10 protein-coding genes are annotated in these 12,349 nt (G+C 50.8%); 8 read left to right on the top strand and 2 right to left on the bottom strand.

Annotation, left to right across the window (positions count from 1 at the left end):
* The first annotated feature begins 18 nt into the window (after positions 1 to 18).
* Complete coding sequence (gene pyrE, locus TREAZ_RS01015) at positions 19 to 606, top strand: orotate phosphoribosyltransferase (RefSeq protein WP_043922657.1); 588 nt, start codon at positions 19 to 21, stop codon at positions 604 to 606.
* Between the two features lie 40 nt (positions 607 to 646).
* The gene (locus tag TREAZ_RS01010; RefSeq protein WP_015709922.1) at positions 647 to 1,603 is read left to right on the top strand and encodes an alpha/beta fold hydrolase; all 957 of its coding nucleotides are present in this window, start codon (positions 647 to 649) and stop codon (positions 1,601 to 1,603) included.
* A gap of 38 nt (positions 1,604 to 1,641) precedes the next feature.
* Here the strand turns inward: TREAZ_RS01010 and TREAZ_RS01005 are convergent, their stop codons facing one another.
* Positions 1,642 to 2,991: a GH1 family beta-glucosidase gene (locus TREAZ_RS01005; RefSeq protein WP_015709921.1), complete on the bottom strand. Its 1,350-nt coding sequence runs from the start codon at positions 2,989 to 2,991 to the stop codon at positions 1,642 to 1,644.
* A gap of 63 nt (positions 2,992 to 3,054) precedes the next feature.
* Between TREAZ_RS01005 and TREAZ_RS01000 the strand changes: the two genes are divergently transcribed.
* The 3 genes from TREAZ_RS01000 to TREAZ_RS00990 are packed head-to-tail and all read left to right on the top strand — an operon-like array spanning position 3,055 to position 5,737.
* A complete protein-coding gene (locus tag TREAZ_RS01000) occupies positions 3,055 to 4,137 on the top strand; it encodes a Gfo/Idh/MocA family protein (protein ID WP_043922654.1) in 1,083 nt (360 codons plus the stop codon).
* A gap of 12 nt (positions 4,138 to 4,149) precedes the next feature.
* A complete protein-coding gene (locus TREAZ_RS00995) occupies positions 4,150 to 4,911 on the top strand; it encodes an RluA family pseudouridine synthase (RefSeq protein WP_015709919.1) in 762 nt (253 codons plus the stop codon).
* A 1-nt stretch (position 4,912) separates the two neighbouring features.
* Positions 4,913 to 5,737 carry a polysaccharide deacetylase family protein gene (locus TREAZ_RS00990; protein WP_015709918.1) on the top strand — a complete coding sequence of 275 codons (825 nt, stop codon included), beginning with the start codon at positions 4,913 to 4,915 and terminating at the stop codon, positions 5,735 to 5,737.
* Between the two features lie 28 nt (positions 5,738 to 5,765).
* Here the strand turns inward: TREAZ_RS00990 and TREAZ_RS00985 are convergent, their stop codons facing one another.
* Positions 5,766 to 6,683, bottom strand: coding sequence for a DHH family phosphoesterase (locus TREAZ_RS00985; protein WP_015709917.1), 918 nt, complete (start codon positions 6,681 to 6,683; stop codon positions 5,766 to 5,768).
* A 112-nt stretch (positions 6,684 to 6,795) separates the two neighbouring features.
* Between TREAZ_RS00985 and TREAZ_RS00980 the strand changes: the two genes are divergently transcribed.
* The 3 genes from TREAZ_RS00980 to TREAZ_RS00970 all read left to right on the top strand — a co-directional run bounded on the left by TREAZ_RS00980 (position 6,796) and on the right by TREAZ_RS00970 (position 12,347).
* Positions 6,796 to 9,660, top strand: coding sequence for a M16 family metallopeptidase (locus tag TREAZ_RS00980; protein WP_169312595.1), 2,865 nt, complete (start codon positions 6,796 to 6,798; stop codon positions 9,658 to 9,660).
* Entirely contained in the window at positions 9,660 to 11,015 is a 1,356-nt protein-coding gene (locus TREAZ_RS00975; RefSeq protein WP_015709915.1) for an MATE family efflux transporter, read from the top strand. The genes TREAZ_RS00980 and TREAZ_RS00975 overlap by 1 nt, the downstream gene beginning before the upstream one ends.
* 96 nt (positions 11,016 to 11,111) lie before the next feature.
* A complete protein-coding gene (locus TREAZ_RS00970; protein ID WP_015709914.1) occupies positions 11,112 to 12,347 on the top strand; it encodes a uracil-xanthine permease family protein in 1,236 nt (411 codons plus the stop codon).
* Positions 12,348 to 12,349: the final 2 nt, after the last annotated feature.

Here is a 12,349-nt window from a genome sequence, read left to right as displayed (position 1 = left end):
TTGCGCTATGCTCATTTCATGAGCGACACCCTAACTTTAATGAAAGAATCAGGCGCCCTTTTGGAAGGGCATTTTCTCCTCTCCTCGGGCCGTCACGGCGACCGTTATTTCCAGTGCGCCCGGCTTCTGCAGTACCCTGATCGGGCTGCCGCTGCCCTTTCAGGAGTTGTGGAACGGCTCAAGGCGGACATGGCTTCGGGGAAGCTTAAAATCGACGTCATAGTCGGACCTGCCATGGGGGGCATTGTGGTAGCCTACGAATTGGGCCGCCAGCTTGGCCTCCCCGCTTTCTTCACCGAGCGGGACGACACCGGGGCCATGACTCTTCGCAGGGGCTTCGAAGTGAGGGAAGGGCAGAATATACTCATTGCCGAGGATGTGGTTACCACGGGCAAGTCTTCGGGAGAGAGCGCAAAAGTGCTCGAAGCCAAAGGGGCAAAAATTACGGCCCTGGCCTGCGTGGTGGACCGCAGGGAAGACGGCGTACCTCTTTTATGGCCCCTTTATGCTGCGGCAAAAGTTCAGGCTTCAAACTGGGACCCGGCAGAGTGCGATCTTTGCAAGAAAGGCATACCGGCAGTCAAACCGGGATCAAGAAAATTTTAAGCGTAATACAATTTGTATTACATCTTAACAAGGGAAAATTATGCTGATTGATTTAACAGTACCTGAATTAATGAAATGGCAGGGCCTTAATCCCAAGCCTGCGGATCATGACGCGTACTGGGATCGCGCCTTGAAGGAACTGGATACGGTGAATCCCGAGCCGGAATTCAAGCCCGCCAAATTCAGTGCCCCTTTTGCGGATTGCTTTGATCTTTATTATACGGGAGTCAGAGGCGCCCGTGTTTATGCGAAATTTATCAAGCCGAAAAAAATTGAAGGGAAGATCCCCGCAGTATTTGTGTTTCATGGTTATACAGGGAGTTCCGGCGACTGGATTAATCTCCTCCCCTTTGCCGCAGCAGGCATGGCAATAGCGGCCATGGACTGTCGGGGCCAGGGTGGCTTAAGCGAAGATTCAGGCGGCGTCAAAGGAAACACTTACCAGGGCCACATAATCCGCGGCCTTGATGACGAGCCTGATAATATGCTTTTCCGTCATATCTTTCTGGATACCGCCCAGCTTGTCCGTGTTGTTTCAAAGCTGCCCGAAGTTGACAAAAACCGCCTGGGCTGTTTCGGCAGTTCCCAGGGCGGCGGCCTTACCCTGGCCTGCGCAAGCCTTTCCCCCGAGATTAAACGGGCCGCGCCCTGCTACCCCTTCCTCTGCGATTACCGCCGGGTATGGGAAATGGATCTCGCCAAAGGGGCCTATCAGGAACTGCAGGATTATTTCCGCCATTTTGATCCCCGCCACGAACGTGAGGAAGAGGTCTTTACCCGCCTTGGCTATATTGATCTCCAGTTCCTCGCATCCCGCATCAAGGCCGAGGTGCTCATGTTCACCGGCCTCATGGATACTATCTGTCCGCCCTCGTCACAGTTCGCTGCTTACAACAAGATCAATTCGCCGAAGCAGGTAAAATTTTACCCTGATTTTGGTCACGAGTGGCTTCCCGACAGCAGCGACCTCAGCTTTGAATTTATGATGGGGCTTTAGGAGCGTAGTTCTGCTGCCGCTAACGGTAGCAGACCAGGCTACAAATTCTCCCCATTAACCTTGATCATATCCCTGTACCAGTAGCCCGAATCCTTGATGATGCGCTTTTGGGTTTCAAAGTCGCAGTAGACCATGCCGAAACGGTCGGTATAGCCTTTGGCCCATTCAAAGTTGTCGGTGACGCACCAGTGGAAATAGCCCCGTATGTCGGCGCCGTCTTCGGAGGCTTTGCGCAGGCAGCGGAGGTAGCGGCTGAGGAAGTCGATGCGGTTGGGGTCGTGGACTTTGCCGTCCAGGGAAACCACGTCCTGGCAGGAAAGGCCGTTCTCGGTGATGAAGATCGGCGTCTTGTAGCGTTCCCAGAGGAAGGTGGGGCCCCAGTAAAGGGCTTCGGGGGTGACGGGCCATTTGGCTGCGGTAAAGGCGTAGCCCTGCTTGCGCGGCACATACTCGTAGCCGCCCTTGCCGTCGCAGCGCACAGGCGCGCCGTTGTAAATATTTTGGCCGAGGAAGTCGATCTTCTGGGAAATGATGCTCATATCCTCGGGGCCGATTTTCGGCATGTGCTGGCCGTGGCGGGCCAAAAGCTCGTCGGGGTATTTGCCCAGGAAGACCGGATCGCTCCACAGGGAAACAGACCAGAAGGTCCGTTCTTCTACCGCGAAGTAGGCTTTGCGAGCGGCTTCCCTGTCCATGGGATCATCGCTTGCGGGATAATGGGCGCTGCCTGTGGGGGCGTAACCGATTTTGGCGTCAGGGACAAGGGCCCGCAGGGCCTGCACTGCCCGGCCATGGCCCAGAAGCACATTGTGAGCCATGAGGAGTGTATCCCAAATGGGGAAGTGTATGCCCGGGGCATGCTCGGTAGTATCGTAGGAAATTCCTATGAAGCACTGGGGCTCGTTCATGGTGAAGTAATTTTTGAGCCTATCACCCAGGCGCTTTGCCACTGCAGAGGTGTAATCGGCGAACCATTGGGGGCTTGAGGGGTTCATCCAGCCGCCCTTGCGGAACAAGGCGTAGGGGTAGTCCCAGTGGAAAAGGGTGGCATAGGGGGTGACGCCGACTTTGAGAAGGCTGTCCAGGAGGCGGTCGTAAAAATCGAGGCCTTTGGAATTTACCGGGCCGTCGCCATCGGGGATGATCCTGGGCCAGGCAATGGAAAAACGGTAGGCCTTGTAGCCAAGTTCCTTCATTATATCAACATCTTCCTGGTAGCGGTGGTAATGATCGCAGGCCATGTCGCCTGACGCTTCGTTCAGGACTTTGCCTTCCTGTTTGCAGAACATGTCCCATACCGAGGGGCCCCTGCCATCTTCGTGCGCCGCCCCTTCAACCTGGTAGGAAGCGCTGGCGCCTCCCCATATAAAATCTTTTCTGAACGGCATAAGCCCCCCCTGTATAAATAAGCATGGTAGCATAAAACGGGAAGTAATTATAATATGGGGAACATGGCAAAGATGTCTGAAGGAATGAACTATGCGCCCAAGGGCAAACCCCGGCCGGTAATCAAGAAAGGGGATTTTGCCTTTGCAGCGGTAGCCCTGGATCATGGGCACATCTATGGCATGTGCAACGGCCTCATCGAGGCAGGGGCTGATCTTAAATGGGTCTACGATCCTGATCCCAAAAAAGCAAAAGCCTTCCTCGAAAAATTCCCCCAGGCGAAAAAAGCCCGCAATGAAGAAGAAATCCTTGCGGATCCTGAAATAAAACTTGTAGCAGGGGCTGGGATCCCTTCAGAACGCTGCGCATTGGGCCTCAGGACTATGGCTGCAGGCAAAGATTACTTTACCGATAAAGCCCCGCTCACCAGCCTTGAACAATTAAAAGCCGCCAAGGCCATGGCGAGAAAAACCAAAAAGAAATACATGTGTTACTACAGTGAACGTCTCCATGTCGAAAGCGCCGTCTTCGCAGGAGAGCTCATAGCCCAGGGCGCCATTGGACAGGTAATACAAGTTCTGGGCATGGGCCCCCATCGCATAGGGGATCCTAAATCGCGGCCTGGCTGGTTTTATAAAAAAGCCCAATACGGCGGCATACTCTGCGATATCGGAAGCCACCAGATCGAGCAGTTCCTTTTTTATGCAGGTTGCAAAGACGCAAAAGTGGTGCATGCCCAGGTGGGGAATTACAACCATCCCGAATACCCGGAGCTTGAAGATTTCGGCGATGCCACCCTGGTGGGCGACAACGGCGCGGCCCATTATTTCAGATTGGACTGGTTCACCCCCGATGGCCTCCAGAACTGGGGCGATGGGCGTTCATTCATATTGGGGACCGAAGGCTTCATTGAACAGCGCAAATACCTCAACCTTGGGATTAAGAATTCCGGGGGCGATCATCTTTTCCTTGCAAACAAAAAAGAAGAAACCTATTATAATGTCAGCGGAAAGGTAGGATACCCCTACTTTGGGCAGCTCATCCTGGATTGCCTTGAGCGCAGCGAGAATGCCATGACCCAGGAGCATTGCTTCAAGGCGGCTGAACTCAGCGTAAAGGCAGAAATGCAGGCAGTAAAAATTAAGTAACCGGGAGCGGATTTGAAACAGAAAAACCCTTTCACTATTATATATGAAGATGATCGCATCGTGGCAGTGAATAAAATTTCAGGTATTGCCATAAGCCCGGATCGCTGGGATGAAAGCAAAGAAAGGCTTGACCGCCTTGTATCGGCCTTCCTCAACCTTGAAAGGATCTACACAGTCCACCGTATTGATCGCGACACATCGGGCCTTATAGTTTTTGCCAAAGATGAAGAAACCCACAAATTGCTTTCAGAAGCTTTTGAAAACCGCAGCATACACAAACGATATATTGCAGTAATTAATGGCCGCCCTTCATGGGAGGAGATAGACTGCAATCTTGCATTGGTGCCAAATGGCAATAAGCAGCACCATACTATTGTGGATAAATTCAAGGGGAAGAAATCCCTCACCCATTTCAGGCTTTTGGGAAGCGCGGGGAATTACAGCGTCATTGAAGCAATTCCCGAAACAGGCCGCACCCACCAGATACGGGTGCATCTTGCAAACCTGGGTTACCCCATTGTGTGCGACGAATTTTATGGCAATGCCAAACCGGTGTTTCTTTCTGCCATAAAACGGGGATGGCGTGGAAATCCCCTGGACGAGAAACCCCTCTTAACCCGGCTGGGCTTGCATGCTGCCGAACTTTTTATACCGGACTATTCCAGGGAAGGCGCAGAAAAGGAAGGGCTTAACTTAAAAGCGCCCCTGCCCAGGGATATGGCAGCCCTTGTCAATCAAATGGAAAAAACCGCAGGGGGATCTTTTGGGGTGTGATATGCAGAAAAAAACAAACCCTCTTGGAAATAACGCATTGTTTTTTGTCAAAGCCCTTTCAATTTTACTTTTTTTAGGCTGCGCCACTTCTGATTCTTTGGACATAGACATTCAGCCGGCCCCTGTAGGAGACCTTTACAGTGCCGAAGAAATTCAATATCAAATTGACGCAAGCTGGCAATACCTTGGTTACAGAAGCAGGCCAAATAAATATATTGCCATTACTTTTGATGATGGCCCTGCGGGCCCGGGAACCGCGATGCTTCTGAAAATTCTGGAGGGAAAGTACGTTACAGCCACTTTTTTTCTTATTGGTGAAAACATTGAACAATTTCCCGAGCATGCAAAGGCCATATTCGAAGCAGGCCATGAATTGGGAAATCATTCATGGGACAGCGACAGGCTGGACGGAAGAGTCAGCGAAAGAACCGTTAGATCAAAACTGCAAAGAACCTCCCAAAAAATTCATGAAATAACAGGACGGGATCCTGTTGTGTTCCGCGCCCCTGATCTAGCCTATGGAAATTCACTTAAGAAAATATGCATCGAATCGCACATGGCAATTATAGGCGCAAGCAGCATAGGCCAGGATTACGAAAGCGGCATCAAAGCAGCGCAAATCGTAAACAATATACTCATCAGCGCGGAAGACGGCGCCATCATTAGCCTCCACGAAACCAACACAGCCCCTGCGACTGTTTTTGCCCTCTCCGATATGATAGACCATCTGCGGGCCAGGGGTTTTTGGATAATGTCCGTAAGCCAGCTTGCAGCAATAAAAAACCGGCCCCTGGTATCAGGAAACCGGTATGATACGATTAGGTGATTTTGCTTAATAGTTGTCTTATCTGCTTTTATGAAACCTCAGCCTTGCACTGCTCCACAATTTCCCTGATAATGCGATCGGCATCGGCGTAAGGAACCTGGCAGGTACCGACCTGGTGGTGTCCGCCTCCGCCATACTTGTAGAGCATGCTGCCCACATCGACTGTGGCTGTACGGTTTATGATGCTGTAGCCGACGGTGATGGCGCAGTTGATTTTGTTCCTGCCGTCCACGGTCCAGACCGAGATATTCTGATCCGGGTACAGGGTGTACATGATGAAGCGGTTTCCGGCATAGATGGTTTCCACTCCCCTGAGGTCTACCACGAGGACCTTGCCTTCTATTTTGACGTACTTGGAGAGCATCTCCCTGAAGAGCTTATCCTGCTCAAAATAAATATCCACCCTTTCCTTGACGTCTTTCATGGCAAGGATCTGGCTGATGTCCTTGGTGGCGCAGGCAAGGGCAAGCTCCTTCATCAAATCGTAATTGCTGATGGTAAAATTCCGGAAGCGGCCAAGGCCTGTACGGGGATCCATGAGAAAGCCCAGGAGTATCCAGCCATGGGGATCGACGATCTCGTCTGAAGTGAGGTCCCCTGAATCCACCTTGTCTACATAGTGCACCATTTCGGCAAAGCGGCCAAGTTTTTCATCGCCGCCGTAGTATTCGTAGACTACCCTGGCGCAGCTGGGGGCTTTGCGGGAAACGCCTTCGAAGTAAGTTTTTTTGCCCAGCCTTTCGGTCTCGCTGGAATGATGGTCGAACCAGAGCTTGCAGCCTGGGATATAAGGAATATTTGCCAGGATGTCGTTGTCTGTTGCTTCTACAAGGCCGTCCTGAATATCCTTGGGGTGCACAAATTTCCAATCGTCCACAACCCCCATATAGAGGAGAAGGGCGCCGCAGGCTAAGCCGTCAAAATCCGATCTGGTTAGTAATCTCATATGAACCACCCTCTATCCTTAATTTACTACTAAACCTATCCCTTATGGAGCTTTTTTTCAAGTATGGCAGAGTGGAATTCCTAGACCGATGATTTTTCTGTATACTAAAACCATGAAAGAACCCATACGATTTCCCATTATCTCCGTTTTTGCTTTCTGCGCGGCTTTTGCCCTGGCTTGCCTTGCTTCCTGCCAATCAGCGGGGAAGGCTGTCTATAGCGGCCTTGGAAAGCCCTCCGATCCTGTGCCGTTCATGGCAAAAGCCCGTACCGGCACCCTCCCTTCGGGGCTTCGGTACTATATACTCGAAAACTCCAAGCCTGAAGGGCGCGCCTTCCTGACCCTGGCTGTGGACGCTGGTTCGGTGCTCGAAACCGAAGACGAACGGGGCTTGGCGCATTTTGTGGAGCATATGGCATTTAACGGAACTACCCGCTTCCCCGAACTGGAGCTTATAAGCTATCTCCGCTCCCTGGGGATGCGTTTTGGCCCGGAAGTGAATGCCTACACCTCCTACGATGAGACAGTTTACGGCATCGAAACCACGGTGGAGGCCGACGCAAACGGGCGCAATGCCATCCCCGACAGGGCATTGGCTATTATTGACGACTGGACTCATGCCATCACCTTTGCCCCAAAAGATGTGGATGACGAAAGGCTCATCATAATGGAAGAATACCGTTCCCGCCTTGGGGCTTCCGAGCGTATACGCCGGCAGATGCTGCCTGTGCTCTTTAAGGGCTCGCCCTACGCCGACAGGCTTCCCATAGGACTCCCTGAGATCATCGAAAATGCCCCTGCCTCGAGGCTCGAGGGTTTCTACGAAAAATGGTATAAGCCCGAAAACATGGCCCTCATATTTGTAGGCGATTTTGACGGCGCTGCCCTGGAAGCCTCCCTTGGAAGCCATTTTACCATCCCTGCTTCTACCGAAGCTTTTAAGCGGCCCCGCTATAACTTGCCCCAGCCCAAAAAAGGAAATTTCGAAGCCCTGGTTCTTGCCGACGCGGAACTCTCCCAGACCCGTGTGGATCTTTACTATAAGCTGAAGGCTATGGCCCCGCGGACAGATTTGGCCGGCTACCGCCAGGATATCGTGGATTACCTTGCGAGCACCATGCTCTACCTCCGTTTTGAGGAAGCCCGTTCAAAGCCCGAAACCCCCTACATGGCCGCAGGCGCGGGGAATGTCCGTTACGGCGATACTTCCCGTTATTATGCCCTGGTAGGCCAGGCCAAGGCAGGGGCCGCAGAGGCTACGCTCCGCGAACTCCTCACCATAAAAGAATCCCTGGTGCGTTACGGCTTTACCGAAACCGAGGCGGACATTGCCCGCCGTTCCCTTCTTTCGGACATGGAACAGATGGTAGCAGAAAAAGACAGGCAGGAGTCCAATTCCTATATTCGAGCTTTTACCAATCATTTTACTACAGGCGAAATGGCCATCGATATCGAATGGGAATATGATGCAATACAAAAACTGCTTCCCGGCATTGCATTAAAAGAAATCAATGCTTCAATTAAAAACACTTTTACCGATGATGATTTAACAGTATTCATAAGCGCCCCTGAATCCGAGCAGGGGAGCCTCCCCGCTAAAGAGCAAATCGGGGCTATCGTTAAAGAGATACGCAAGGCAAAGATTGAAAAGCCCCAGACCGCTGCAGTAAGCGGGGAACTCCTGGACAGGATTCCCCAGGCGGGGCATATTGTTTCTGAACATACCGACAGTGATACCGGCGCCCTGATATGGCAGCTCAGCAACGGCATGGAGCTTATCCTCAAAGAGACCAAAAACCGCAACAACGAAATTTCCCTCTATGCCCAGGCAAGGGGCGGCACCTATAATGTCCCGCCGGATCAGGATATTTCCGCCACCCTTGCAGCCGAAATGCGGAATGCTTCGGGGCTCGGCCCTTACACGCAGAGCGAACTCGTGAAGAAACTTGCGGACAAGCAGGTGAGCTTTTCGTTCTGGGCTTCGAACTTTATCAGGGGCTTCCAGGGATCGGCAGCCAGCGGGGATATTTCTACCCTTTTTGAAATGATCTATTTAGGCTTTACCCAGCCCCGTTTTGATCCTGATGCGGTTCAGGTTCTGCTGGACAACAGGCGGACCAGGCTGATACAGGAGGCTGAAGATCCCAATGCGGTTTTTTCAAAGGAAGTGAATCGTACTGTTTACGGCAATCCCCGCTTCCATTCCATCGAATTGAATGATCTCGACAAGGTCAACCTTGATGACGCTATGGCTTTTATAGAAGCCTGCTGCAACCCCTCTGATTACACCTTTGTATTTACCGGCAATATCGATACAGCGCAATTCCGCGATCTCGCCGAAACTTATCTTGCATCGATCCCGCCAGGACAACCCTTCAACCAATGGGCTGATGCGGATTACCAGAGACCCGGCAAAGTTGAAAAAGAAGTACTGAAAGGCAGGGAAGAGCGGAGCGTGGTAGGCATTGCCTGGTTCGTCCCTATGCCCTATTCCGAAGAAGCCTATGCTGCAAGCGCGGTGCTCAACGAATACCTCGACATAGTTTTGAACGATGAAATCCGCGAAAGCCTCGGGGGCGTCTATTCCATATCGGCCACGGTTTCTGTCTCCCCTATTCCCAGGGGCGAATTGTCATGCGGCGTTTACTTCATCTGCGATCCCAGGCGATCGGCCGAACTCAGCGCTGCGGCAGTATTGCAAATACAGGAGATTGCCGACGGTACAATTAACGATGATGCCTTTGCCAAATCCATAGAAGCCCTGCTCAAAGGCCAGGAGGAATCGGTGCAGAGCAACCTTTACATAGCCCAGAGCTATGCGAATTCGGCGGTCATCTACAATGCGCCCTTGAGCCGTATGGACAGAAGGCCCGCTTTGTATCAAGCTGTAAAACACAGGGATATTCAGGACACCGCAGCCAGGCTCCTTGAGGGAGGCCCAGCCCGGATCATTTTATACCCGGTTGGGATGAATTAATGGTTAAAGATCGCTCGTTTTACAGCACCCTGGCAAAGATTGCCCTGCCCCTGGCGCTCCAGAACCTCATTACTTTCGGCATTGGGCTTGCCGACAATTTCATGGTTGGCTCCCTTGGGGATCTTGCCCTGTCGGGTGTTTTCCTTTCCAACCAGGTACAATGGATACTCCAAATGCTCTGCGCCGGCCTCAGCGCCGCCATGGTGGTCCTGGCTGCCCAGTACATTGGGAAAGGGGATATCAAAAACGCAAAGATAGTGATCAACATCACCCTCAAAATCGCGTTTGCTGTTGGCCTTGCCCTGACTGTTGTTGTCCTCTTCATACCCAGGGCCATACTTGGCCTTTTTACCGAAGACCAGGCGGTGATAGCGGAAGGCATGAAGTACATAGGCGTGGTATGTTTTTCTTATGTGTTCTTCTGCTGCTCCAATATGCTGCTGGCATCCATGCGCTGCGTTCAGAATACAAAAATCGGTTTTTTGAGCTCCCTCACCGGTTTTTGCGTCAATGTGTTTTTAAACTGGGTTTTGATATTCGGCCATTTGGGCATGCCTGTCCTGGGCGTTAAAGGCGCGGCTATTGCCACCGTTATAGCCAGGGCCAGCGAATTTACAGTGGCCTTCTGCTATGCGCGCTTTGGGGATAAAATCTTGGCTTTCCGCCTGGCAGACCTCAGACTCTGGAACAAACTGCTCCTGGGGGATTTCTTCAAATACGGCTTCCCTGTGATCCTCGGGGATATCATCTGGGGTATTGCCGGGACTGTGCAGGTAGCGATCCTCGGACGTCTGGGCGCAGAAGTACTGGCAGCCAACACTATTGCTGCCAATCTCCATCAGCTATTAGGTGTAATAGTCTACGCCATAGCCGGCGCTTCCGGTGTAATCATAGGAAGAACGGTCGGTTCGGGAGATATAGAAAAAGTCAAAGCCTATTCCAAAACCCTGCAGAAAATTTTTATCTGCTTCGGCCTTGTTACCGGCATAATAATATTCCTGCTAAAAGATTTTATTCTGGCTCTGGGGTTCAAGGCCATTTCCCCCGAGGCCCACAGCTATGCCATTCAGTTTCTGACGGTTTTCTCCATTACCATAGTGGGCACGTCCTACCAGATGTCAGTCCTCACCGGCATAGTCCGCGCGGGGGGCGCAACAAGCTTTGTATTGTTGAACGATCTTTTCTGGGTATGGGTAGTGGTCATACCCTCCGCCCTGCTTTCGGCCTTCGTGTTCCATTTCCCGCCGGTAGTGGTCTTCGCCTGCCTCAAATGCGATCAAATCTTTAAATGCTCTGTAGCGGTAGTAAAACTGCATAAATGGAATTGGATGAAGAAATTGACCAGGGAATCTTAACGTCTGTTTAGGTGTATCCGTAACTCCGGAGGCGGCTTTAGGCATAGTTGATGTTTTCTCAAAAAAATGTTATTAAGCTTTATAACAGGAGAATATATGAAGCCAATTTATGATGTTGAAGAAAGGCCGCCTTTCGCTAAATCGCTATTTTACGGATTACAGCACCTGCTTGCATGCTTTGGCGCTACGGTACTCGTGCCAATGCTGGTTGGGATCAACCCATTATACGCATTATTTAGCGCCGGTATAGGTACTTTGTTGTATTTGTTTATTACAAAATTCAAAGTGCCAAACTTTGTCGGATCGTCATTTGCATTCATCGGATGCGCCATAATGGTTTTAAAGACATACGGTCCTGAATATTTGGCCGGTGGAGCCATAGTATCGGCAGTTTTTTATACAATTATTGCGTTCCTCGTCTGGAAGGCCGGATCAGGCTGGATCAACAAGGTTCTGCCGCCTGTTGTTATAGGTCCGGTTGTAGCCGTAATTGGTCTTTCATTGGCCGGAACAGCCATTTCAATGGCTGGCGCAACTGAGGGCGGTGATTTTACTGCAATGCTATTGGCCCTCGCAACGCTTGTAATAACAATCATAGCGATGTTCATCAAAAATAAATTCATTTCAAGTATCAGCATAGTTATTGGGTTGGCCGGCGGGTATCTTCTGTCCGCAATATTCGGCAGAGTGGATTATTCGGCAATTACAAACGCTCCTATTATAAATATACCAATTTTTATTGTGCCAAAGTTCAACGGCACGGTTATTCTGGTATTCTCACTGGTATCATTTGCAACAATATGCGAGCATATTGGTCATACAATTGTAACCGGTCAAATTATTAATAAAGATGTCGTAAAGAATCCGGGCCTTCACAGGACTATTCTTGGCGATGGTCTTGCAACCGGAGTTGCCGGTTTATTTGGTTCCGTAGCAAATACAACGTATGGTGAAAGTCTTGGGGTAATGGCAACGACAAAAGTATTTTCAGTGTTTGTTTTTATCTTCTCCGGGGCATTGGCAATCATTTTATCCATCTTCGGAAAACTCGGCGGGGTATTGCAGACCATTCCTTCCCATGTTTTGGGCGGTTTGTGCATTCTCCTTTACGGAACAATTGCCGTAAACGGTTTGAAGCAATTGGTTGTAAACAAAGTTGATTTTGATAAAAAACGTAATTTGATTATCGCTTCGGTGATTTTCATTCTTGGATGCGGCGGTTCAGTGTTTCAGCTTCCGGGAAGCACCTATCCTCTTTTAACATCAATTGCGTTTGCTGCCATTGTCGGTATTATTCTCAATCTGGTTTTACCGCAGGAAAAAGAAGAATAAGG

This window comes from Leadbettera azotonutricia ZAS-9 (assembly GCF_000214355.1).
GTDB lineage: Bacteria > Spirochaetota > Spirochaetia > Treponematales > Breznakiellaceae > Leadbettera > Leadbettera azotonutricia.
This window is presented reverse-complemented; position numbering and strand designations above follow the sequence as displayed.

Bases quoted from the DNA above. Each gene is read 5' to 3' on its own strand.
- pyrE (WP_043922657.1), top strand. From the start codon at position 19: ATGAGCGACACCCTAACTTTAATGAAAGAATCAGGCGCCCTTTTGGAA.
- TREAZ_RS01010 (WP_015709922.1), top strand. From the start codon at position 647: ATGCTGATTGATTTAACAGTACCTGAATTAATGAAATGGCAGGGCCTT.
- TREAZ_RS01005 (WP_015709921.1), bottom strand. From the start codon at position 2,991: ATGCCGTTCAGAAAAGATTTTATATGGGGAGGCGCCAGCGCTTCCTAC.
- TREAZ_RS01000 (WP_043922654.1), top strand. From the start codon at position 3,055: ATGGCAAAGATGTCTGAAGGAATGAACTATGCGCCCAAGGGCAAACCC.
- TREAZ_RS00990 (WP_015709918.1), top strand. From the start codon at position 4,913: ATGCAGAAAAAAACAAACCCTCTTGGAAATAACGCATTGTTTTTTGTC.
- TREAZ_RS00985 (WP_015709917.1), bottom strand. From the start codon at position 6,683: ATGAGATTACTAACCAGATCGGATTTTGACGGCTTAGCCTGCGGCGCC.
- TREAZ_RS00980 (WP_169312595.1), top strand. From the start codon at position 6,796: ATGAAAGAACCCATACGATTTCCCATTATCTCCGTTTTTGCTTTCTGC.
- TREAZ_RS00975 (WP_015709915.1), top strand. From the start codon at position 9,660: ATGGTTAAAGATCGCTCGTTTTACAGCACCCTGGCAAAGATTGCCCTG.
- TREAZ_RS00970 (WP_015709914.1), top strand. From the start codon at position 11,112: ATGAAGCCAATTTATGATGTTGAAGAAAGGCCGCCTTTCGCTAAATCG.